Origin of the sequence: Labrys sp. LIt4 (assembly GCF_017813775.1) — a bacterium.
Taxonomy (GTDB): Bacteria; Pseudomonadota; Alphaproteobacteria; order Rhizobiales; family Labraceae; genus Labrys; species Labrys okinawensis_A.
In genome coordinates, this window is record NZ_JAGIPY010000001.1 from 463,018 (window position 1) to 486,232 (window position 23,215).

Below are 23,215 nucleotides of genomic sequence, written 5' to 3' on the forward strand. Positions count from 1 at the left end.
CGCTTGTTGCGCTGCAAGGCCGCAGCGCGGCCGGTCAGGCCTTGACCGTCACGAGATAGTCCGCCTCCAGCCAGGGGCCGCCGATCGGGGCGAGGCGGAAGCGGATCTCGCTGCCCTCCGGCAGGGGCGAGGTCGGCAGGTCGAGGACATGGAGGGAGAGGCCCGCGTCATGGGTTCTGCCTTCGTCATGGCTCGCCCATCCGTCGAAGCTCCAGCGAATCGCCGAGAGGTCGGCAAGCTCGATGCGCAGGATCTGGCCGGGGGCAATGGCTCGGCGCCGATGGTTGAGCCGCCAGAAGCGGCGGTTGCTGATGGTCTTGCGTGTGAGATAGCGCTCGACCGTCTGGGGCGGAGTGTCGAACACGGCGCCGTCCCGCAGCGAGCGCAGCAGCTTGATATGCTCGCCATGGGCCCAGACCAGCGGCATGGCGCTGCCGGTCGGCTTGCCCAGGAAGAGTTCGTGTTCCGGCCTGTCGGTGCTGTCCCAGATCTGCTCGGGCAATTGGCCGCCGGGACCTGCCGACGCCTCCAGCGCGGCCAGCAGGCGCCGGGCTTCCTCGGGCCGGCCGGCGGCGAGTTCGTAATGCGCCCTCTCGCCGGTCAGAAGCGGCCAGAGCCGGCCGATGCCGGTGCCGTCGAAGGCAGAGCCGTCCTCATGCTCGCCATAGCCGTCATTGTTGTAGCGATACCAGCAGGGGCCGTTGGGCAGGTCGCGTTTCAACAGATGATCGATCGCCTTCACGGTCGCCACCATGCGCGGGTCGTCGGCGGCCCTGAGGCCGAAGCGCACCAAGGCGAGGGCATCGGGACTGAGCAGCATCTTGGCACTGAGCACGGCCTCCTGGGCGGAGCGGTTCTTGATGGCGACGTTGCCGCCGAGGCCGGGCCCGTCCTCGCCGTCGCCCGGACCGATGCGGACATAATAGCCGGGAATGTCGAGCGCCCTGGCAAGCTCGGTGTCGCTGGCGAAGGTCCAGTCGTCGATTTCGGCATGCCATGCGTCGGCCGTCTCGCGCAGCAGCGTTGCGGCGTCAGGGCGGTCCGCCGCGTCCATGGCGTCGGCGGCGGCGAGCAGGGCGGCGATCTCCACGGCAAGCGTGAAGGGCGAATAGCCGGCATCTTCTTCCCAGCGGTCCTCGTCGGTGACGGCGCCGTTGCGGAGCACGAAGCTCGCTGCGCGCTCCACCATCGGCAGGAAGCGCCTGGCCTCGCCGGCATCGAGGCTGTCGGCGCGCACCAGCATGTCGAAGAGCAGGATGGGAAAGGCGGTCTCGTCCATCTGGATGCCGTCCCAATAGGGATGGCCGTCGATCCAGTTGTTCTGGGCCCAGTGGCCATCGCCTTCCTGGATGGCGGCGAGATAATCGAGAATGCCGCGGGCGTCGGCGGGGCTGCCGGCCGCCAGGAACCCTCCGGCCGTCTCGACCAGGTCGCGCGGCCAGACCAGGTGGTAGCCGCCGAGGTCGTTGTCGCCCTTGTTGTAGCCCCAGGGCGTCGACAGGCTGGCGATGGCGCCGCCCGTGAAGGCGCCGGTGCGATGGGCGGCGAGCACGGCCGTGCTGGTTCGGTAAGTAGTGCCTCGGGCGGGGCTGACATGGTCGAGATCCTCGAGGCCCGCCTGCCAGCCCTGCCAGATGGCGCGCACGCGCCGGCGCGCGGGCTCGAGCCCCTGCTGCAGGCTGGAGATGGCGTTGAGGGCGGCCTCCTCCGGCCTGAGGCCGAGGCCCAGGGTGAGCAGCACGCGGCCCTGGCTGCCGCGAAGGTCGAGCGTGCCGCTCAGCGCGACATTGCCGTCCTCGGCGCGGAGCCAGGCGGAATTCACGCCTTCGCCCCGTTTGAGCGTCTGCCAGCCGTCGGAAAAGCCGACATAGCCGGCCGAGCGCGCCTGCCAGGGAACCGAGGCGGCGAGAGCGAGCGAATAGCCATAGCTGCCGCTGGCCATCAGCAGGCCGTGGCCCTTGTAGTCGTCGACCCAGGCGGTGTTGCGGCTGCCCTGGTTGATCAGATGGGGCGACAGCAGCACGTGCAGGCCGTAATCCTCGGCCTCGCCCTTCAGGGCATCGAAGCGGATGTCCTGCAACAGGCTGTCGCGAAAGGGATCGGCCAGGACGGTCTTGGTGATGCGGTAGCGCCCGTCCTTCGCCGTGTTGACGAGTTCGAAGATCGGGATGCCGTCGCTCTCCATGCGGATATCGCCGTCGGCGTCGCGCTTTTCTTCTGAAAAATAATCGGCTGCCGTGACCAGGAGGCCGCAATCCCGGATGCAGGCAAGGTCGATGCGTGGATAGTAGATCTCGTTGAGGATGCCGTGGCTGAGGGCGAACCAGACGCGGCTCGATGCGGAACCGGCCGTGCCGATGCCGCTCTTGGCGGCCGAGGTCCAGCGCGGTTCGACACCCGGGGCTCCGGGCGGTGGGGCGGTTTCGCTCATGCCTTGGCCTTCTTGCGGGCCAGGGCGGTCTTACCGGCTGGCTTGGCCCTGCCGGACGCCCCTGCTCGGGCGGGCGTCGAGGCCTTGGCGGCCGTCCCGGTCCTGGCGGTCATCCCGGTCTTGGCCTTCGTCTTTGCCTTGGCGGGCGCTTCGACCCTGGGGGAAGTCTCGGGTGCTTCCTCGGATTCGTGGAAATTCTTCAGGCGCCAGAGGGCAGCGCCGCCATCGAGGCCGGCATCGTTGGAGCCGAGCGTGACATTGGCCGGCAGAGCGAGCTTCACATGCTTGGTGTTGCCGCCGCCGAGATAGAGATGGTCGTAGTGGAACAGCACGAAGAGCACGTCGATGACGTGCTTCAGCCGCTTGTTCCAGCGCTTGTTGCCGATCTTCTCGCGGGCCGCCTCGCCGATATAGTCGTCATAGGTCTTGGAGCGGGTGATGGGGTGGTGAGCCAGCTCCATATGCGGCATCAACTCGCCGTCGCGGAACACGGCCGTGCCCGCGCCGGTGCCCAGGGTCAGGGCAAGCTCGATGCCCTTGCCCTTGATCAGCCCGAGGCCCTGGACTTCCGCGTCGTTGATCAGTCGTATCGGCTTGTTGCCGAGACGGGCCGCAAGCTTCTGGCCGAGCGGGAAGCCGGCCCAGCCATCGGGCGAGAGGTGCGGTGCGGTGAGGATGCGGCCATGCCGCACCAGGCCCGGAAAGCCCACCGAGATGCGGCCATAGGCCGGCAGGCTCGCGACCAGCTCCGCCAGCGTCTCGACCAGCAGATCGGGCGGGCAGGGATGGGGCGTGGCGACGCGCACCCTTTCTCCCTGCATCTGCCCGCTTGGATCGATGATCGCCGCCTTGAGGCCGGTGCCTCCAATGTCGATGGCGAGGATGTCGGATGTCTCCTTGGCCACGGGCAAGCTCCCTGATTGACGGCGATCCCAGCCTTACCGGATTTTATCGATGGAAAGGTGCAATTGTGGCTGGCTTGTGTTGCCGGCTTTATTTCGGTGACCATCCTAGCAGCTTGGTTACCCCTGCGGCAATTCGGAGGCGGAATCCGCCTCGCATCGCGCCGGGCATTCGATTGAGGCGGAATGTTGCCCTATTGCTAAGCGCTATGCACAAAATCCATGCAACCGCCGCATAGCGGGCATACGCGCCGGTCTGTGCGATTTTTTACCGTGCGGTGCAAAAGAGGAGTATATGCACTGCAACAAATCAATGTCTTCGGAAAGTAAGTGTCATGGTTCTCTTCGGTTTCGTTTCTTCGATCGCTTCTCGTTTCACGGCCTACCGCAATTATCGCCGCACTCTCCAGGCTCTGTCGGCTCTCGATGACCGTGAGCTGGCTGATCTCGGCATCTTCCGCGGCCGTATCGAGGAAATCGCTCGCGGCGCCGCTCGCTAATCAAGCTTAGCGTCCGCTACGGAAAGCAAAGCCGCCGGGATAGTTCCCGGCGGCTTTTTCTTTAGGCTCTGCTCGAAGCGATTTCGTGGAAAATGCTGGAACAGCCTATGCTGCACATGCGAAAAAAATGGGCTGCGTCCGTCACTGCCTAGACAATAGGCGCCCGCGCCCTGCGCATAGCTCGCTCAATGACAGCGCGCGTCTTCTTGAACGGTCCCTTAGGAGTCCAACTGGCGCTCGAACCAGGCCAGAGCTGGTTCGGCCTCGGTGAACTTGGCTTCTTCGTCCTGCTTCACCCGCTCGCCACCCTTCTGTTCGAAGAGGCGGCCGCGATAGAAGGTCGCCACGCCGCCGCCCGGAAGCGGCTTGTCGAGCTTCCACAATTCCGCCCTGGCGTTCTGGCGGATCCGGACCCAGCGCAGTGTCGTCACAGGCCCTCAATCCGCATCAGCGCCTCGAAATGCAGCTTGGCCTGGTGGTCGAGCACGGTCATCCATTCACGGGCGGTGCTCTCGATCACCTGCTGGGGAATGAGCTTGAGCGGCCGGCCGGTCGACATGGCCAGCACCTGCTGGCGGCAGGCGCGGTCGAGATAATAGAGGTCGTCGAAGGCGGTGGCGACGGACGGGCCGCCGACGATGACGCCATGATGGGCCAGGAAGACGATATCGGCCTTCTGATCCGACTTGGCCGAGCTGGCGATGCGCTCGCCTTCCTTCTCGCCCGAGGCGAAGCCGCCGAATTCGTCGTTGTAGGCGGTGCGGCCGTAGAAGCGGGCGGCCGTCTGATGCGCCATTTCGAGCCGGCCCCCTTCGATCATGGTGAGGCTGGTGGCCCAGGGCATGTGGGTGTGCAGCAGGCAGAGATGGCGCGGATTGGCACGGTGGCCGGCGATGTGAATGTTGCGCGCCGTCGCCTCCAGCTCGCCTTCGCCCTCCAGAATCTGTCCCCGCCCATCGACGAGAAGTAGATCGGCCGGCCGCATCTCCGACCAGTGGACCCCATAGGGATTGAAGAGATAGCGCTCTTCGGCGCCGGGGACCTGCACCGAGAAGTGGTTGCAGATGCCCTCATTGAAGTCGAACTTCGCGGCGAGGCGGAAGGCGGCCGCGAGTTCGCGGCGATAGACGTCGATATCAGGCATTGCATTTGTCCGATCACGGGATGGAAAGCTTCCTTATCTCGTGATGCCAGGCGAACGGCAACGGCTATGTTGCCGCATTGCCCTATGTGGCCGTCCGGCCGCCCCCTACTGGCTCCCGATCAGGATACCGGTGAGCAGCACCAGGATGCCTCCGAGGACGACCTGCACGATCGCGGAGGTGAAGGGCGTGGCCATGAAGCGGGTACGGATCCAGGCGATGGCGATGAGCTCCAGCACGACCACGCAGCCGGCGACGCCGGTCGCCACCCAGAAATCGGGGATGAGGTAGGGCAGGGTGTGGCCGAGGCCGCCCACCGTGGTCATCACGCCGCAGGCCGCACCACGTACCCAGGGATGGCCGCGCCCGGTGATCTCGCCATCGTCCGACAACGCTTCGGTCAGGCCCATGCTGATGCCGGCGCCGATCGAGGCGGCAAGGCCCACCAGGAAGGCGTCCCAGGAGTTCAGGGTGGCGAAGGCTGCGGCGAAGATCGGAGCGAGGGTGGAGACCGAACCGTCGATCAGGCCGGCCAGGGCAGGCTGCACGATCTGCAGCACGAACAGGCGCCGGGAGGTCTCGTCCTCGCTGCGCTTCTGGTCGGCCGGAAGCTTGGACTCCAGCGTCTCGGCCAGGCTTTCATGGCGCTTTTCCTCTTCGGCGAGATCGGCCAGCAGGGTGCGGATTTCGACGTCATGAGCCCGTTCCGCCGCCTTGGCGTAGAATCGGGCGGCTTCCAGCTCCATGGTCTCGGCCTGCTCGCGCACGGTCTCGATACGCAGATTGTCGAGCAGCCAGATCGGGTTGCGCTTGAGGAATCCGCTGACGTCCTGGCGGGTGATGTAGGGAAGGGTATCGCCGAACTTGGCCGTGTAGGTCTCCAGCAGGCGGTGGCGATGGCCATGCTCTTCCTCCGCCATCGCCTCGAAGATCTTGGCGGAGCCGGGAAAATCGGCGCGCAGGCGATTGGCGAATTGTAGGTAGATGCGCGCATCCTCCTCCTCGTTGGAGATGGCGAGCGCCAGGATCTCGGCCTCGTTCAGGTCGGAAAAGCGTTTCATGGCGAACTCAGATTAGAATAATTCTAAATTAAGCCTCTTCTATCCCGCCAGTCGGTTTCTGTCGAGACAAATCCCTCATCCCGGGAAACCAGGCTGCACGAACAACGCCGCCAGCATCGAGCCCACCAGATAATTGAGGAGCAGGCCGATCAGCACCACCGCGATCGTGTAGATCGGCGCCTTCATGGCGGGGAGCCGCATCAGCACGGGAGCGCCGATGAACAGGAGATAGACGCTGTAGAGACCGACGATGGCGAGCAGGGCCAATGCCGGAATGATCGTGAAGACGTTGGCGAGCCAGGCCGCCGTCATGCTGTAGGCGGCAAGCTTGAAGGCGCTGAGGAAGTCGGACCTGCCGCCGAAATGGGGCGCCAGCCGGTCGATCACGATCGCCATGACATGAAGCATGGCAAGGGTGATCCCATAGCGCAGGACGGCCAGCACCAGGCCGCTGGCCAGGCCGATGCGGGCGCCTGCGATGCCGATCAGCGAGGTGCCGATGAAGCCTGCGATCGGCCCGATGGCAGCGAGATAGAGGACATAATCCCGATAGATGCGCTCGACGCTGGTCGCCTCGGCGGCGATATTTCGCCATTCCGCTCCCGGCGACAGCAGCAGGTTTCGGGCTCGCGCCACGATATCCATGACCATGGGGATGACATCTCCGATCGACCGCTCCCCCTGCATAGCACGGGGCGTGGCGACGTCATGGTCCGTCGCGGGTGCTTGGGGAGTTATCCAATACCGTTCAGGGCGCAGAGCAGCTTCATGCGATGGGCCGCCTTTTCGGGATCGATGAGGAGCTGGGCCTTGTCCGCCAGCCGGAAGATGTCGGCGTAATGCGCGATGCCGCGCGCCGATTCGGCGCCGCCCACCATGCGGAAATGCGACTGGAAGCCGTTCAGCCAGGCCATGAACACCACGCCGGATTTGTAGAACTGAGTCGGCGCCTCGAACAGGCGGCGCGCCAGGCTCACGGTCGGATCGAGGATGACGCGATAGCCTTCCTCGTTGCCGGCGGCGAGCCGGTCCATCGCCGCGGCGGCGGCCGGTGCGATCGGATCGAAGATGCCGAGCAATCCATGCGAAAAGCCCTGCAGGTCGCCCTGGATCAGTTCGGCATAGTTGAAATCGTCGCCGGTATACATCACCACGCCCTCGGGCAGCAGCCGGCGCAGGGTGATTTCCTTTTGGGCGTCGAGCAGGGAGATCTTGATGCCGTCGATCTTGCCGGCATGGCTGCGGATCAGTTCGAGCACCGTCTGCATGGCGGGCTCGAAGGCCTGCGAGCCCCAATAGCCTGCGAGCGCCGGATCGAAGGCTTCGCCGAGCCAATGCAGGATGACCTTGTCGCTGACCTGGCCGATCAGGCGGCCATAGACGGCGAGATAATCGTCGGGGCCCTTGGCGACACGGCAGAGCGCCCGGCTTGCCATCAGGATGATGCGGCCGCCATGCTTCTCGACATGGGCGATCTGCTCCTCATAGGCGCGGATGACGTCGTCGAGCGTCTCGGCGCCCTCGGGGGCGAGCTGGTCGGTGCCGGCGCCGCAGGCCAGATCCGCCCCAGGAACGCCGCGAGCCTCGGCCAGCGAACGCTCGATCAGCTCGGCGGCGCCGGGCCAGTCCAGGCCGAGACCGCGCTGGGACGTATCCATGGCCTCGGCTATCTTGAAGCCGAGCCCCCACAGGTGATGGCGGAAACGCAAGGTCGCATCCCAGTCGATCGCCGGTTTGCGCCAGGGATCATCGAGTCGGCGAGGATCGGCGACGACATGGGCGGCAGCGTAGAGGGTGCGCGGGAAATTGCCGGCATGGACAAGGGGATAGGGAGAGGAGGGGCCATAATGGTAGGCCTCCAGCCCGCCATCGACAGTGGGCAATATCAGTGCGCTCATCGGGCTCTCCTCGTTCCTCTCTCATCCGGCTTCTTCGACGTCCCGGCGATTTTACCGGTCGCGGGATTGTCGGGCAGAATCTGCTCTAAAGCAGGATCCAACACATCGTCCCAGGATGTCGGTGAAAATTGGCCAAGGCGTCGCGACCTTGGGGACAAACATGTCAATTAGAACGTTCCAAAGTCAAGAATATTTCACTTTGGATAAGATTTATTCTTTTGCATCAATAGGTTCCCCTCCAATCGAAAGCGGTATTGACAGAGCTGTAGGAACGTTCCAAAAATATTGCTCACCGGCCCGGTTAGAGGCCGGCCGAGGGAGCGCGAGGATGGGCGGAGGCAAGCGCGGCGTAAGCCGGGCCACGACGATCATCGATATTGCCAGGGCCGCCGGCGTGTCGAAATCGACCGTGTCGCTGGTGCTCAAGGAATCCCCGCTCGTCAAGTCGGCCACACGCGATCGCGTCATCAGGGCCATCGACCAGCTCGGCTATGTCTATAATCGCTCGGCCGCAAGCCTGCGCACCGCCCGTTCGAGCTTCGTGGGCATGGTGATCTCCGACCTGATGAACCCCTTCTTCACCGAGCTTGCCGTCGGCATCGAGGACGGGCTGCACAATATGGGCTTCGTGCCCATCCTGGCCAACACCAACGAAGACGTCGAGCGCCAGACCCGCGTGCTGCAATCCCTGCGCGAGCATGGGGTTGCCGGCATCATCATGAGCCCGGCTCGCGGTACCGATGTCTGGTCGCTGGCCGAGACCCTGCCGCGCTCCCTGCCGATGGTGCTGACCATGCGCCGGGTCGAGGGCAGCAGCCTGCCCTATATCGGCCCCGACAACCGCACCGGCGCGTGCGAGGCCGTGAGCCACCTGATCAATCTCGGCCATCGCTCGATCGCCTTTCTCGGTGGCTTCGGCACCATGACCACCCAGAATGAACGCATTTCCGGCTATCGCGACGCGATGATCGCAGCCGGCCTGCCGCTGCGGGACGAACTGATCTTCGAAGCGATGCCGACGCGTGCCGGCGGCGCCGAGGCGATCACCGCGGCCTTGGCCAGCATCCACAAGCCGACCGCCGCCTTTTGCTACAACGACATCGTGGCGATGGGAGCGACCCGAGCCCTCGGCTTGCGCGGCATTCGTGTCGGCATCGACTTCGCCGTGATCGGCTTCGACGACATCGTCGAGGCCGAGCACAATGCGCCGCCCCTCACCACCGTCAATGCCGATACCAGGATCATGGGCACGCGTGCGGCCCGCAGCCTGCTGGGCCTGATCGACGGAGCCGATCCCGAGGCGATGTCCTTCATCGGCACGACCCGCCTGGTGGTCCGTGAATCCTGCGGCGCTCATGGACGTACCATCCTCAAGGAGACGGCATAATGGCCCAAGGCGTAACGAGAAGAGGCTTGCGCTGGGGAATCGTCGGCGCCACGACGATCGCCAAGGAATGGATGATCGGGGCCATCCGCGAGACGGGCGGCGAGATCGTCAGCGTGATGTCCTCCGATGCCGAGCGCGGCAAGGCCTATGCCAAGGCAAACGGCATCCCCCACTCGACCCGAAGCCTGGCGACCCTGCTCGCCAAGGATATCGATGCCGTCTACATCGCCACAACCAACGAAAAGCACAAGGCGCAGACCCTGGCCGCTGCCAAGGCCGGCATCCACGTGCTGTGCGAGAAGCCGCTGGCGCTCAAGCTGTCCGATGCGCACCGCATGGTCGCCGCCTGCAGGGAAGCCGGCGTCCTCATGGGCACCAACCACCATCTGCGCAATGCCGCCGCCTTCCGCGCCATGCGCGAGGCCGTCGCCTCCGGCAAGATCGGCAGGCCGCTGTTCGCCCGGGTCTTCCATGCGGTCTATCTGCCGCCCCATCTGCAGGGCTGGCGCATTAGGGATGCCAAGGCCGGCTCCGGCGTGGTGATGGACATCACCGTGCACGACGCCGACACGCTGCGTTTCGTGCTCGGCGAGGAGCCGGTGGCGACAACCGCTTTCACCCAGCAGGGCGGCATGGGCGGCGCCGGCATCGAAGACGGCGTCATGGGCGTGGTGCGCTTCGAAAGCGGGCTGCTGGCTCAGTTCCATGACGCCTTCACCACGGCCTATGCCAATACGGGCTTTGAAGTGCATGGCAGCGAGGGCTCGCTGATCGGCACCAATTGCATGACGCAAAAACCCGTCGGCGAGGTCGTGCTGCGCAATGCGTCCGGCGAACACAAGCTGCCGTTGGAGCCCGAAAACCTCTATGTCCGCAGTGTCGCCAATTTCCAGAACGCCGTGCGCGGCAAGGGAACGCCGTCGGCCACCGGCGAAGACGGCATCCGCTCGATGGCACTGGCCTTGGCCGTGCTGAAATCGGCCCAAACCGGCCGCGAAGTCGCCGTCGAGCCGGGGCTCTGATCCGATGGCCTTCCCGAAAGTCCTTTCCGCCGACCAGGCTGCCGCGCTCATACCCGACGGTGCCGTGGTGACCGTGTCTTCCTCCTCCGGCCTGGGCTGCCCGGACGCGATGCTCGCCGCCATCGGCCGCCGTTTCGATGCAACAGGGCACCCGCGCAACCTCACCACGTTGCACCCCATCGCGGCCGGCGACATGTGGGGCATCAAGGGCGTCGATCATATCGCCAAATCAGGCCTGCTCGCCCGCATCCTCGGCGGCTCCTATCCGTCCGGCCCCTCTTCGGCGGAGCCGCCGGCGATCTGGAAGATGATCACCGGCAACGAGATCCCCGCCTACAACATCCCCTCCGGCATTCTGTTCGACATGCATCGCGAGGCGGCTGCCAAGCGGCCGGGCGTGCTCACCAAGATCGGCATGGACACCTTCGTCGATCCGGCTCGCGAAGGTTGCGCCATGAACGAGCGGGCGGCCGAGACGCCGATCGTGCGCAAGGTCGAGTTCGACGGCGAGGACTGGCTCTATTTCAAGACCATCGTGCCCAAGGTCGCCATCATCCGCGCCACCACGGCCGATGAGCGCGGCAATCTCTCCTATGAGCATGAAGGCGGCTATCTCGGCCCGCTCGACCAGGCGCTGGCCGTGCGCAACAATGGCGGCCTCGTCATCGCCCAGGTGAAGCGCCTTGCCGAAAGCGGCACGCTCAAGCCCCAGAATGTGCTGGTGCCGGGCGTCCTGGTCGATGCCATCGTCGTCGCGCCGGACCAGATGCAGACGACGCAGACGCCCTACGAGCCGGCAATCTCGGGCGAGATCTTCCGCCCTCTGTCGAGCTTCGAAATCCCCGAATTCGGCGTTTCCAAGGTGATTGCCCGCCGGGTGGCGCAGGAATTGCGCCATGGCGATGCCGTCAATATCGGCTTCGGCATTTCGGCCAATGTGCCGCGCATCCTCATCGAGGAGGGGCGGCATGGCGAGGTGACCTGGGTGATCGAGCAGGGCGCCGTCGGCGGCGTGCCGCTGCTCGATTTCCAGTTCGGCTGCGCCTCCAATGCCGAGGCGATCATGCCGTCGCCCTATCAGTTCACCTATTTCCAGGGGGCCGGCTTCGATGCCTCGCTGCTCTCCTTCCTGCAGATCGACCGCGAGGGCAGCGTCAACGTCTCCAAGCTCGGCGTGCGCCCGCATGTGACGGCCGGGGCGGGCGGTTTCGTCGACATCACCGCGCGGGCCCGGCGCATCATCTTCTCCGGCTTCTTCACGGCTGCCGCCGGCCTTGCCGTCGAAAACGGCGCGCTGGTGATTTCCAGGGAAGGCAAGGTTAGGAAGCTGGTCGAGGCCGTGGAGCACGTCTCCTTCTCCGGCCGCCGTGCGGTCGCGCAGGGACAGGACATCACTTATGTCTCCGAGCGCTGCGTGCTCAAGCTGACCGATAAGGGGATCGTGGTCACGGAAATCGCGCCCGGCGTCGACCTCCAGCGCGACGTGTTGGCCCAGGCCGAGTTTCCGCTCGGTGTCGCCGACGGCCTCAAGGTGATGGATGCTGCGCTGTTCCGGCCGGAGCCAATCGGATTGGATCTGGGGGGAGGACAGCTGTGATGGGTCGGCGTTTTTACCCCTCATCCCCCTGCCGGGACCTTCTCCCGCAAGGGGAGAAGGCATTGGATTGGGTAGGGTGGTCGCGTTTGGTCGGCTTTCAACCTGCTTTTCGCCATCCAAATAAACCTCCTTCTCCCCTTGCGGGAGAAGGTCCCGGCAGGGGGATGAGGGGTGTGAGCGCGACACCGTCGAGGATTCGATATGTCTGACCCCATCCGCCTCGACATCGAAGACAGCATCGCCATCATCACTTTGGCGCGGCCCGAAAAGCTCAACGCCCTCGACGAGGCGATGATTGCCGGCCTTGCGGCAGCGGCCGAGCGTATCGATCGGCACGGCTCCATCCGGGCCGCGATCCTCACCGGTGAGGGCAAGGGCTTCTGCGCAGGCGGCGACATTGCCGCCTGGGGCAAGGTTTCGCCCCTCGACATGGGCCAGCGCTGGGTGCGCGACGGCCATCGTGTCTTCGACGCCCTGACACGGCTGCGCGCGCCGCTGATTGCCGCGATCAACGGGCATGCGCTGGGCGGCGGCCTCGAACTGGCGGCGACGGCCGATATCCGCATCGCAGAGGAACAGGCCAAGTTCGGCCTGCCGGAGACCGGTATCGGCATGGTGCCGGGCTGGTCCGGTACGCAGCGCCTCGTCACCCGCTTCGGCGCGGCCGCGGTGCGCCGCCTTGCCCTCACCGGCGAGATCGTCACGGCCGAGCGGGCCCTGCAACTCGGCCTGATCGACGAGATCGCACCCAGGGGGCAGGGGCTCGAGCAGGCGCGCGAGCTCGCGCGCAAGATCTCGGCGCGCGCGCCCGTCGCCAACGCCGTGGCCAAGCAGATGATCAATGCGGCGGAGGGCGAGGATGCCGCCGCCGCCATCGAGATACTCGCCGGATCGCTGGTTTCCTACACCGACGATCTCAAGGAGGGCGTCGCCAGCTTCGTCGAGAAGCGCCCGCCCCAGTTCAAGGGACAATGACCGTGACGATCGCCGTCCGCCTCGACAAGGCTCGTTTCGCCGCAGCGCTCGCCGGCATTCCCCGCGAGCATCAGCTTTTCATCGCCGGGACCTTCGGGCCTGCCGCCGAGGGGAAAACCATCGAACGTCTCAGCCCCGGTCATGGCGAGCGGGTGGGCCTCTATCCGCAGGCGGGCGCCGCCGATCTCGATCGTGCCCTGGCTGCCGCGCGCAAGGCCTTCGACGAGGGGCCGTGGCCTTCGATGACCGGCGCCGAGCGCTCGCGCCTCATCCACAAGGTGGCCGACCTGATCGAGGAAAGGCTCGAGATCTTCGCCACGCTCGACAGCCTCGAAGCCGGCAAGCCGATCAGCCAGGCCCGCGGTGAAATGGCCGGCGCCGTCGACATCTGGCGTTATGCGGCAGGCCTAGCCCGCGACCTGCATGGCGAGAGCTACAACACCATCGGTGCCAACAAGCTCGGCCTGGTGATGCGCGAACCCATCGGCGTGGTCTCCATCATCACGCCCTGGAACTTCCCGTTCCTGATCGTCAGCCAGAAGCTGCCTTTCGCCCTTGCGGCCGGCTGCACGGCGGTGGTCAAGCCGAGCGAGATGACCTCGGGCTCCACCCTGCTGCTCGGCCATCTGCTGGCCGAGGCCGGCCTGCCCGAAGGTGTGGCCAACATTCTCTCCGGCTACGGCCCCGAGATCGGCGGGCCGATGACCACGGATCACCGTGTCGACATGGTCTCCTTCACCGGCTCCACCCGGGTGGGCAAGGCGGCGATGGCGGCGGCCTCCGGCACGCTGAAGAAGCTGTCGATGGAGCTTGGCGGCAAGAATCCGCAATTGATCTTTCCCGATGCCGATCTCGATGCGGCGCTCGATGCCGCCGTGTTCGGCTCCTATTTCAATGCCGGCGAATGCTGCAATGCCGGCAGCCGCCTCCTGGTGCACCAGGACGTCGCGGCCGAGTTCGAGGCCGAATTCGTCAAGCGCTCGCGCGAGGTCGTGGTCGGCGACCCGCTGGATCCGGCCACGCTCGTCGGCGCGCTGATCTCCCCGCAGCATCTCGCCCAGGTCGAGGGGCATGTCGCCGCCGCCAGGGCGGAGGGGGCCGAGATCGCGCTGGGAGGCAGCCGGCTCGAGAGTGATGCCGGCCAGTTCATGGCGGCCACGGTCGTCGCCGGCGCGCGCGCCTCCATGGCGATCGCCCGCGACGAAGTGTTCGGGCCCGTGGCGACGGTGATGCACTTCGCCCGTGCCGAGGAGGCCATTTCCATCGCCAATGGCGTGGATTACGGTCTGTCGGCCAGCGTATGGAGCCGGGATTTCGACACGGCGGTCGGGGTCTCCAGGCGACTCAAGGCGGGCACGGTATGGACCAACACCTTCATGGACGGCGCTGCCGAGCTGCCCTTCGGTGGCTTCAGGCAATCGGGGATCGGACGGGAACTCGGCCGCAATGCCGCGGCTGACTACACCGAGGAAAAGACGATGCATCTTCATTGCGGACCGCGTACGGCCTGGTGGCTGCCACGGTAGGCGATTGAGACGTCGCCGGAACGTATCCGGCAATCATGGTCATGGGAGGATTAGATGACCGTTCGTACCAAACTGATCGCAGGCGTGGCGCTTGCCGCTGCAAGCCTTGGACTTGCGAGCCTGGGCCTTGCCGGCGCGGCGCAGGCGCAGACCAAGGAAGTGCAGATGCTGCACTGGTGGACCTCCGGCGGCGAGGCCGCGGCCCTCAGCGTGCTCAAGAAGGATCTCGCCGCCGAAGGTTATGCCTGGAAGGACGTGCCGGTGGCCGGCGGCGGCGGTGACGCTGCCATGACCGCGCTGAAGGCCATGGTCGCCAACGGCAACAACCCGACCGCATCGCAGATGCTCGGCTATACCGTGCTCGACTATGCCGCCGCCGGCAAGATGGGCGACCTGACCGAGCTTGCCAAGTCCGAAGGCTGGGACAAGGTCGTGCCGGCGCCGCTGCAGAAGTTCGCCGTTTCCGACGGCAAGTGGGTCGCGGTTCCCGTCAATGTCCATTCGGTCAACTGGCTGTGGATCAACAAGGCGGTGATGGACAAGATCGGCGGCACCGAGCCGAAGACCTTCGACGATTTCATCGCGCTGCTCGACAAGGCCAAGGCGGCCGGCGTGACGCCGCTCGCCCTCGGCGGCCAGGATTGGCAGGAAGCCACCATGTTCGACTCGGTCGTGCTCTCCACTGGCGGCCCCGAGTTCTACAAGAAGGCGATGAACGACCTCGACGAAGCCTCGCTGAAGTCGGACACCATGAAAAAGGCCTTCGACAACCTGGCCAAGCTCAAGGCCTATGTCGATCCGAACTTCTCGGGCCGTGACTGGAACCTGACCACCGCCATGGTGATCAAGGGCGATGCCCTGGTGCAGGTGATGGGTGACTGGGCCAAGGGCGAGTTCAAGGCTGCCAGCAAGACCCCGGGCACCGACTATATCTGCATGCGCTTCCCCGGCACCGACGGCAGCGTCGTCTACAACTCCGACATGTTCGGCATGTTCGCTGTTCCGGACGATCGCAAGGAAGCCCAGGTCGCGCTCGCCAAGGCGACGCTGTCCAAGTCTTTCCAGTCCTCCTTCAACGTGGTCAAGGGCTCGGTTCCAGCTCGTACCGACGTGCCGGATACCGACTTCGACGCCTGCGGCAAGAAGGGTATCGCCGATCTGAAGAAGGCCAATGACGGCGGCACCCTGTTCGGTTCGCTCGCCCAGGGCTATGGCGCCCCGCCCGCCATCGCCACTGCCTACAAGGACGTCGTGGACAAGTTCTTCAACGGCCAGATCAAGACCTCGGACGAGGCCGTCGCCCAGCTCGTCAAGGCCATCGACGAAGCCAAGTAAGCGTGACCGAGAGCTCTTGTGACATCGAGAGCCACGGAATTCGAGATCGTCATCCCCGGCGCCACCTGCGGTGGCGCCGGGGATGACAGCGCGCCTTTTGCGGGTTGGGCTCAAAGAACAAAAAGCGGGGAACCTTCATGACATTGGCTACGACGAGCGCGCCGCCTCGCGCGGGCTTGCGCGAGAAACTTCAGGACGCCTTGCCCAAGATCGTGCTGGCCCCGAGCTTCGCCGCGATCCTGGTGTTCGTCTACGGGTTCATCCTGTGGACGATCTATCTGTCCTTCACCAATTCCAAGACCTTCCCGAGCTATGAGCTGACGGGAGGCCTCGCTTATCAGCGCCTGTGGGGCTGGAGCTTCGAAAGCGATCCGCCGTCCAGCTGGTATTATTCGATCACCAACATGGCGGTCTTCGGCGTACTCTATGTCGGCATCTGCATGGTGCTCGGCCTGTTCATCGCCATCCTGCTCGACCAGCGGATCAGGGGCGAGGGCATATTGCGCCCGATCTATCTCTATCCGATGGCGTTGTCCTTCATCGTCACCGGGGTCGCCTGGAAATGGTTTCTCGACCCCGGCCTCGGCCTGGAGGCGACCCTGCACAATCTGGGTTGGACTAGCTTCCATTTCGACTGGATCAAGAACAAGGACCGGGTGATCTACACGGTGGTGATCGCCGGGGTCTGGCAGGCTTCCGGCTTCGTGATGGCGATGTTCCTGGCCGGCTTGCGCGGCGTCGACGGCGAGATGCTCAAGGCCGCCCAGATCGATGGCGCCTCGACCTTCCAGGTCTATTGGCGCATCGTCATCCCGATCCTGCGCCCGGTCTTCCTGTCCGCCTTCATCGTGCTCGCCCATATGGCGATCAAGTCGTATGACCTTGTGGTCGCCCTGACCTCGGGCGGGCCGGGGGGCTCGGCCTGGCTGCCGTCCAACTTCATGTATGAGTACACCTTCAAGCGCAATCAGATGGCGATCGGCTCGGCCAGCGCCGTGATCATGCTGATGACGATCAGCGCCATCATCGTGCCCTATCTCTATTCCGAATTGCGGGAGAAGAAGTGATGAGCGCCGCCACCCGGGACGTTTCGGGGCCGGTCGGCTCCAATTGGGTCAGCCGCGTCGTGATCTACGGCCTCCTGCTGATCTTCGCCTTCGTCTATCTCGTGCCCCTGTTCGTGATGCTGACCACCTCGTTCAAGACCATGGACGAGATCCAGGGCGGCAACATGCTCGCTCTGCCGACGTCACCGACGGTGCAGCCCTGGCTGAAGGCGTGGAACGAGACCTGCGTCGGCCTCACCTGCGCGGGGATCAAGGGCTATTTCTGGAACTCGATCAAGATGGTGGTTCCCGCCGTGGCGATCTCCACCATACTCGGCGCGCTCAACGGTTACGTGCTGACGAAATGGCGTTTTCCCGGCCACAAGCTGGTCTTCGCCATGATGCTGTTCGCCTGCTTCATCCCGTTCCAGTCGGTGCTGCTGCCGATGGCGACTGTGCTCGGCAAGTTCGGTGGTGTCGGCTCCTTCCTGCAGTCGGCCATCGGCACCTCGCTCGGCTTCGGCTCCTCCACCTTCAACCTCGTCTTCGTGCATGTGGTCTATGGCCTCGGCTTCACCACCTTGTTCTTCCGCAATTACTACGAGGCGTTCCCCAACGAGCTCGTGCGGGCGGCGATGGTCGACGGCGCCTCTTTCTTCCAGATCTTCCGGCGCATTCTCCTGCCCAATTCGATCCCGATCTTCGTGGTCACGGTGATCTACCAGTTCACCAACATCTGGAACGACTTCCTGTTCGCCTCCGCCTTCGCCGGCACCGGCGACGTGATGCCGATGACGGCGGCGCTCAACAACGTGGTCAACACCACCACCGGCGCGGTCGAATACAACGTCAACATGGCGGCAGCGATGATCGCCGCCCTTCCCACCCTCTTCGTCTATATCGTCGCCGGCCGCTATTTCGTGCGTGGCCTGATGGCGGGCGCTGTGAAAGGCTGACCCAATGGCGTTCCTGGAAATCAACAATCTCAAGAAGCGCTACGGCGCCGTCGAAATCCTCAAGGGCATCAATCTCGACCTCGACAAGGGCGGCTTTCTCGTGCTGGTCGGCCCCTCCGGCTGCGGCAAGTCGACCCTGCTCAACACCATCGCGGGGCTGGAGAACATCACCGAAGGCGAGATCCGGGTCGACTCGAACAAGATCAACGACCTGCATCCTTCCAAGCGAGACATCGCCATGGTGTTCCAGAGCTACGCGCTCTATCCCAACATGACGGTGGGGCAGAACATCGCCTTCGGCATGGAGATGCGCGGCGTTCCCAAGCCTGAGCGCGACAGCGCCGTGGCGCAGGTCGCCAAGACGCTGCAGATCGGCCATCTGCTTGACCGGAGGCCCTCGCAGCTGTCGGGCGGCCAGCGCCAACGTGTCGCCATGGGCCGGGCCCTGGTGCGCGATCCCAAGCTCTTCCTGTTCGACGAGCCGCTTTCCAACCTCGATGCCAAGCTGCGCGTCGACATGCGCGTCGAGATCAAGCGCCTGCATGCCACCACCGGCAAGACCATCGTCTACGTGACCCATGACCAGATCGAGGCGATGACGCTGGCCACCAAGATCGCCGTGCTCAAGGATGGCGAGTTGCAGCAGGTGGGTACCCCCGCGGAGATCTACAACAAGCCCAACAACCTCTTCGTCGCCGATTTCATGGGGTCGCCCGCCATGAACCTGATCCAGGCCAAGGCGGCGCGGGAAAACGGCCGGACGGTGCTGAAGATCCTCAACAAGAGTGGAGGCGGCGTCAGCCTGCCGGTGCCCGAAGAGATCGCCGGCGAGCCGCTGGAGGATGGCCGCGAGCTGATCTTCGGCATCCGGCCCGAAGCGATCACCGACCATGACAGCGCCGATCGCAATTCCAGGGCGATCGAGACGGTGAGCGCGGTGGTCGACGTGGTGGAACCTGCGGGGGCCGACACCTTCGTCGTCACCCATCTCGGCGGCAAGGAGGTGACGGCGCGCATGCGCTCCGACGCCGCGGTGGCGCCGGGACAGGAACTGCCCTTCGCCTTCAATCTCGACAAGGCCGTGGTGTTCGATCCGGCGAGCGGGAAGAGGCTGTAATTCACTCGTTACACCACTTCCATGCGGATAAGAGGTAGCTGAAGGGTTGAGCGAGATGGCAGGCCAAAGAATATGGCTGGACGTTTGCGCCTCCTCGCCCCGTTTACGGGGAGAGGATAGAGGTGAGGGGCGGCGCAATCCTCTATTCTGCACGCGCTATACGGCCCCTCATCCCTCGCCCCTGCGAAGCAAGGGCGGACTTCTCCCCGCAACAACCGGGCGAAGGACGCGGCTGGCGTCGCGTTCTTCATCACCTGCGAGCGCCGATTGGAATCTGCATGCCTTCGCCTGATATCGTCATCATTGGCGCCGGCATGGGCGGAGCGACGATCGCTCATGCCCTGGCGCCGAGCGGGGCGGAGATCCTCATCCTCGACAAGGGTGGCCAATTGCCAGCCAGGCCCGAGAACCGGGATGCCCGCGCGATCTTCCAGCGGGGTTTCTTCCGCCCCGAGGAGAGCTGGTACGACAGCGACGGCCGGCCGTTCAATCCGGGCAATTACTACTGCAATGGTGGCAACTCGAAATTCTACGGCGCGGTGCTGCTGCGCTACCGCGCCGAGGATTTCGACGGCATCGCCCATGCCGACGGCGATGCTCCCGCCTGGCCGTTCCGCTATGGTGAACTCGCGCCTTACTACGATGAGGCCGAGCGGCTCTTCAAGGTGCGCGGCAAGGCCGGCGAGGACCCCACCGAGCCGCCTCGCAACGGCGACTACGCCTTTCCGCCCGTGCCGGACGAGAGGGCGATCGCCGAAGTGCGTGAACGCCTTTCCCGCATCGGGTTGAAGCCGTTCTCCCTGCCGCTCGGCGTCGATATCGACACCTGGCTCTCCCATGGCCGCACACCCTGGGACGCCTTTCCCGATGCGCGCACCGGCAAGATGGATGCGGAGACCTGCGCCCTGCTGCCGGCACTCGAACATGCCAATGTCCGGCTGAAGAACCATTGTGAGGTGCGCCGCCTGATCCCGGCCTCCGACGGAAGGCGCATCGAGGCGGTGGAATATCGGGAGGCGGGCGAACTCAAGCGCGTCACACCGCGCCTCGTCGTGCTGGCCGCCGGGGCGGTGCGCTCGGCGGCGATCCTGCTGGCATCGTCGCCCGAGGGGCTCGCCAACCGCTCCGGCATGGTGGGCCGGCATTTCATGAACCACAACCTGTCGGCGATGATCGGCGTCGATCCGCGCTTCACCAACGATTCGATCTACCAGAAGACCTTCGGGCTCAATGATTTCTATCTCGGGGACGGCAAGGGCGGTCCGCCGCTCGGCAATGTCCAATTGCTCGGCCGCGTCTCCGGGACAATCCTGAAATCGGACCTGCGCAAGGTGCCCGAATTCATGCTGAACGCGGTTGCCCGCAAGACCATCGACTTCCTGATCATGAGCGAGGACCTGCCGGATCCCTCGAGCCGCGTCCGGCTGGACGGTGAGAAAATCGTGCTGGAATGGCGCCGCTCCAACATGACCGCGCATGAGGGGCTGAAGGGGGTGATGCGCCAGGCGCTGAAGCAGGCCGGCTTTCCGATCGTGCTTACCCACCTGTTCGATCGCAAGACCCCTTCGCATCAATGCGGCACCATCCGTATCGGCGTCGATCCCCGGGAGGCGCCGCTCGACCCCTTCGGCCGGGCCTTCGACCACCCCAATTTGTTCGTCGCCGATGCCTCGACCCTGGTAACCTCGGCCGCCGTCAATCCGTCGCTGACGGTGGCTGCCCTATCCCTGCGGACCGCCAGGCATATTCGTGAACATGCATATTCGTGAAACGGAGCTGAACCGATGAGCCGTCCCGTTGTTCTCGTCACCGGTGCCCGTCGCGGCATCGGCCTTGCCATCGCGGTGGCCTTCGCCGAAGGCGGCTATGACATCGCCTTCACCGATATCGTCGACAATGACGACATCGACGATGCCGAGTTGGCGATCGGCCAGGCAGGCGGCGCGGCGCTGTTCTTCCAGAACGATGTCGCGGACCTCGCCAGCCATCAGGGCCTGGTCGACGAGGTGCTGTCGAGCTATGGCCGGCTCGACTGCTTCGTCTCCAATGCCGGCATCGGCTCGCCGGTCCGAGGCGACCTGCTCGACCTCGAACCCGGCAATTTCGACCGGGTGATGAACGTCAACATGCGCGGGGCGATGTTTCTCAGCCAGGTGGTTGCCCGCACCATGCTGAAGCTGCCGCCGCCGCAAAAGCCCGTGCGCAACCGCTCCATCCTGTTCATCACCTCGGTCAGCGCCGAAATGGCCTCGCCCGAGCGGGCCGACTATTGCGTCTCCAAGGCGGCGCTTTCGATGTGGGTGAAGAATCTCGCCGTCCGCCTGGCGCCGGACAGCATCCCCGTGTTCGAGATCCGCCCAGGCGTGATCCGCACCGACATGACGGCCGTGGTCGCCGACAAGTACCAGGCCGTGATCGACCAGGGCGTGGTGCCGGCCCGGCGCTGGGGGGAGGGCGCTGACGTCGCCCAGATGGCGCTGGCGCTCGCCGGCAGCTCCTTTGGTTTCGCCACCGGCAGTGCCATCGCCTGCGACGGCGCGCTCTCGATATCGAGGCTGTGATGACGCCCGGGTGCGCGGACATCTTGTCCGCCCTTCCAATGCACAAGCGCACCGTTTCCAAGAGCGGGCAAGATGCCCGCGCACCCGGAGAGCGCGCGCCATGACCGACTACATCATCGTCGGCGCCGGTCCCGCCGGCTGTGCCCTGGCGGCAAGGCTGAGCGAGGATCCGGGCGTCAAGGTCCTCTTGATCGAGGCGGGCGGGCAAGACAGCCACCCCTTCTTCCACATGCCGGCCGGCTTTGCCAAGATGACCAAGGGCATCGCCAGCTGGGGCTGGTCCACGGTGCCCCAGAAGCATCTGGATGGGCGGGTGCTCTGGTACACCCAGGCCAAGGTCTTGGGCGGCGGCTCGTCCATCAATGCGCAGATCTATACCCGCGGCAATCCGAGCGACTACGATCTGTGGGCCTATGAGCATCGCTGCGCCGGTTGGAGCTATGCCGAGGTCCTGCCCTATTTCAAGCGGGCCGAGGACAATCAGCGCTTCATCGACAGCTACCATGCGGCCGGCGGGCCGCTCGGCGTCTCCATTCCCATCAATCCGCTGCCGATCAACGAGGCCTTCATCCGGGCCGGCCAGGAATATGGCCTGCCCTACAATGCCGATTTCAACGGCGCCAGCCAGGAAGGCGTGGGGCACTACCAGGTGACGGTGCGCGATGCCAGGCGTTCCTCCGCCGCGGCAGCCTATCTGAAGCCGCTCAAGGGCAAGCGGCCGAATCTGAGCATCCGTACCGACGTGATGGTGACCCGCATCCTGGTCGAGAAGGGGCGGGCCGTCGGTGTCGAGATCGCCGGGCAGGGCGGCAGGAGCGAGCTGCGCTGCGAGCGCGAGGTCATCGTGTCCTCCGGCGCCATCGGCTCGCCGCGCCTGCTGATGCTCTCCGGTATCGGTCCGGCCGCGCATCTGGGCGAGGTCGGCATCGAGGTGGTGCACGATCTGCCGGGCGTCGGCGAGAATTTGCAGGACCATCTCGACCTCTATGTCATCGCCGAATGCACCGGCGACCACACCTATGACAATGTCGCCAAGCCGCACCGCACCGCCTGGGCCGGGCTGCAATATCTCTTGTTCAAGAAAGGGCCGGTGGCCTCCACTTTGTTCGAGACCGGCGGCTTTGCCTATGCCGACAAGGGCGCCCGTTCGCCCGACATCCAGTTTCATCTCGGTTCGGGTTCGGGCATCGAGGCGGGCGTCGCCCGGCTGCGCAATGCCGGCGTGACGCTGAATTCGGCCTTCCTGCAGCCGCGCTCACGCGGCACCGTGCGGCTCAGATCCGCCGACCCGGCCGATCATCCGCTCATCGATCCCAATTACTGGTCCGATCCCTACGACAAGGCGATGTCACTGGAGGGGCTGCGCATGGCGCGCGAGATCCTGCGGCAGAAGGCACTCGCCCCCTTCATCCTGGCCGAACGCATGCCGGGCCCCGACAAGGTCAGCGAGGCGGATCTGAGCGACTATGCCTGCCGGACCTGCAAAACGGACCATCATCCCGCCGGCACCTGCAAGATGGGGATCGACGATATGGCCGTGGTGACGCCCGAACTCAAGGTGAGGGGGCTGGAGGGATTACGCGTCTGCGATTCCTCCATCATGCCGATCGTCAATTCCTCCAACACCAATGCGCCGACCATCATGATCGGTGAGAAGGGGGCCGATCTCATTGCCGGCAAGCAGCCGCTCCCCGCCGTCAATTTCGGACCCCAGCGTGTTTTCCAGAGATAGGCTTTTCGTTCAAGAAATCGCGTTAAA

Annotated in this window: 20 protein-coding genes; 13 read left to right on the top strand and 7 right to left on the bottom strand. The window is 65.0% G+C overall.

The genetic code is table 11. From position 1 onward, the window contains the following. Positions 1-34 precede the first annotated feature (34 nt). Together J8I29_RS02160 and J8I29_RS02165 are read right to left on the bottom strand one after the other, a co-directional pair. Positions 35-2,431 (bottom strand): glycoside hydrolase family 15 protein, encoded by a 2,397-nt coding sequence (locus J8I29_RS02160; RefSeq protein WP_209430458.1) that lies wholly within the window; start codon positions 2,429-2,431, stop codon positions 35-37. After that, complete coding sequence (locus J8I29_RS02165) at positions 2,428-3,336, bottom strand: ROK family protein (RefSeq protein WP_209430459.1); 909 nt, start codon at positions 3,334-3,336, stop codon at positions 2,428-2,430. Before J8I29_RS02165 ends, J8I29_RS02160 begins: the two co-directional genes overlap by 4 nt. 332 nt (positions 3,337-3,668) lie before the next feature. Between J8I29_RS02165 and J8I29_RS02170 the strand changes: the two genes are divergently transcribed. Then, entirely contained in the window at positions 3,669-3,833 is a 165-nt protein-coding gene (locus J8I29_RS02170; protein ID WP_082979645.1) for a DUF1127 domain-containing protein, read from the top strand. Positions 3,834-4,051: 218 nt separating this feature from the next. On the opposite strand, the gene J8I29_RS02175 is transcribed toward J8I29_RS02170, so the two are convergent. From J8I29_RS02175 to J8I29_RS02195, 5 genes are all read right to left on the bottom strand, one after another. After that, a complete protein-coding gene (locus J8I29_RS02175) occupies positions 4,052-4,264 on the bottom strand; it encodes a hypothetical protein (RefSeq protein WP_105861535.1) in 213 nt (70 codons plus the stop codon). After that, a complete protein-coding gene (locus tag J8I29_RS02180) occupies positions 4,261-4,977 on the bottom strand; it encodes an aldolase (protein ID WP_105861536.1) in 717 nt (238 codons plus the stop codon). The genes J8I29_RS02175 and J8I29_RS02180 overlap by 4 nt, the downstream gene beginning before the upstream one ends. Positions 4,978-5,082: 105 nt before the next feature. Then, positions 5,083-6,036, bottom strand: a complete 954-nt coding sequence (gene mbfA, locus J8I29_RS02185) for an iron exporter MbfA (protein WP_209430460.1) — start codon at positions 6,034-6,036, stop codon at positions 5,083-5,085. Between the two features lie 75 nt (positions 6,037-6,111). Beyond that, complete coding sequence (locus J8I29_RS02190; RefSeq protein ID WP_209430461.1) at positions 6,112-6,687, bottom strand: Yip1 family protein; 576 nt, start codon at positions 6,685-6,687, stop codon at positions 6,112-6,114. Positions 6,688-6,770: 83 nt separating this feature from the next. Then, complete coding sequence (locus J8I29_RS02195; protein ID WP_209430462.1) at positions 6,771-7,934, bottom strand: dihydrodipicolinate synthase family protein; 1,164 nt, start codon at positions 7,932-7,934, stop codon at positions 6,771-6,773. 328 nt (positions 7,935-8,262) lie between these two features. Between J8I29_RS02195 and J8I29_RS02200 the strand changes: the two genes are divergently transcribed. From J8I29_RS02200 to J8I29_RS02255, 12 genes are all read left to right on the top strand, one after another. Continuing rightward, on the top strand, positions 8,263-9,321 hold the full coding sequence (locus J8I29_RS02200; RefSeq protein WP_105861540.1) for a LacI family DNA-binding transcriptional regulator: 1,059 nt from the start codon (positions 8,263-8,265) through the stop codon (positions 9,319-9,321). Beyond that, positions 9,321-10,343, top strand: a complete 1,023-nt coding sequence (locus J8I29_RS02205) for a Gfo/Idh/MocA family oxidoreductase (protein ID WP_209430463.1) — start codon at positions 9,321-9,323, stop codon at positions 10,341-10,343. Before J8I29_RS02200 ends, J8I29_RS02205 begins: the two co-directional genes overlap by 1 nt. A 4-nt stretch (positions 10,344-10,347) precedes the next feature. After that, positions 10,348-11,940, top strand: a complete 1,593-nt coding sequence (locus J8I29_RS02210) for an acyl CoA:acetate/3-ketoacid CoA transferase (protein WP_209430464.1) — start codon at positions 10,348-10,350, stop codon at positions 11,938-11,940. A gap of 201 nt (positions 11,941-12,141) precedes the next feature. After that, entirely contained in the window at positions 12,142-12,915 is a 774-nt protein-coding gene (locus tag J8I29_RS02215; protein ID WP_209430465.1) for an enoyl-CoA hydratase/isomerase family protein, read from the top strand. An 80-nt stretch (positions 12,916-12,995) separates the two neighbouring features. Then, on the top strand, positions 12,996-14,441 hold the full coding sequence (locus J8I29_RS02220; protein ID WP_348535974.1) for an aldehyde dehydrogenase family protein: 1,446 nt from the start codon (positions 12,996-12,998) through the stop codon (positions 14,439-14,441). Between the two features lie 54 nt (positions 14,442-14,495). Continuing rightward, positions 14,496-15,776, top strand: coding sequence for an ABC transporter substrate-binding protein (locus J8I29_RS02225; RefSeq protein ID WP_105861545.1), 1,281 nt, complete (start codon positions 14,496-14,498; stop codon positions 15,774-15,776). Between the two features lie 137 nt (positions 15,777-15,913). Then, positions 15,914-16,843 (top strand): sugar ABC transporter permease, encoded by a 930-nt coding sequence (locus tag J8I29_RS02230; RefSeq protein WP_209430467.1) that lies wholly within the window; start codon positions 15,914-15,916, stop codon positions 16,841-16,843. After that, positions 16,843-17,778 carry a carbohydrate ABC transporter permease gene (locus tag J8I29_RS02235; protein WP_105861547.1) on the top strand — a complete coding sequence of 312 codons (936 nt, stop codon included), beginning with the start codon at positions 16,843-16,845 and terminating at the stop codon, positions 17,776-17,778. Before J8I29_RS02230 ends, J8I29_RS02235 begins: the two co-directional genes overlap by 1 nt. Before the next feature lie 4 nt (positions 17,779-17,782). Beyond that, the gene (locus tag J8I29_RS02240) at positions 17,783-18,895 is read left to right on the top strand and encodes an ABC transporter ATP-binding protein (RefSeq protein WP_105861548.1); all 1,113 of its coding nucleotides are present in this window, start codon (positions 17,783-17,785) and stop codon (positions 18,893-18,895) included. 278 nt (positions 18,896-19,173) lie between these two features. Continuing rightward, positions 19,174-20,664 (top strand): GMC family oxidoreductase, encoded by a 1,491-nt coding sequence (locus tag J8I29_RS02245; RefSeq protein WP_209430468.1) that lies wholly within the window; start codon positions 19,174-19,176, stop codon positions 20,662-20,664. Positions 20,665-20,679: 15 nt separating this feature from the next. Next, positions 20,680-21,456 (top strand): 3-ketoacyl-ACP reductase, encoded by a 777-nt coding sequence (locus tag J8I29_RS02250; RefSeq protein ID WP_105861550.1) that lies wholly within the window; start codon positions 20,680-20,682, stop codon positions 21,454-21,456. A gap of 100 nt (positions 21,457-21,556) precedes the next feature. Beyond that, positions 21,557-23,188 (top strand): GMC family oxidoreductase N-terminal domain-containing protein, encoded by a 1,632-nt coding sequence (locus tag J8I29_RS02255; RefSeq protein ID WP_209430469.1) that lies wholly within the window; start codon positions 21,557-21,559, stop codon positions 23,186-23,188. Positions 23,189-23,215: the final 27 nt, after the last annotated feature.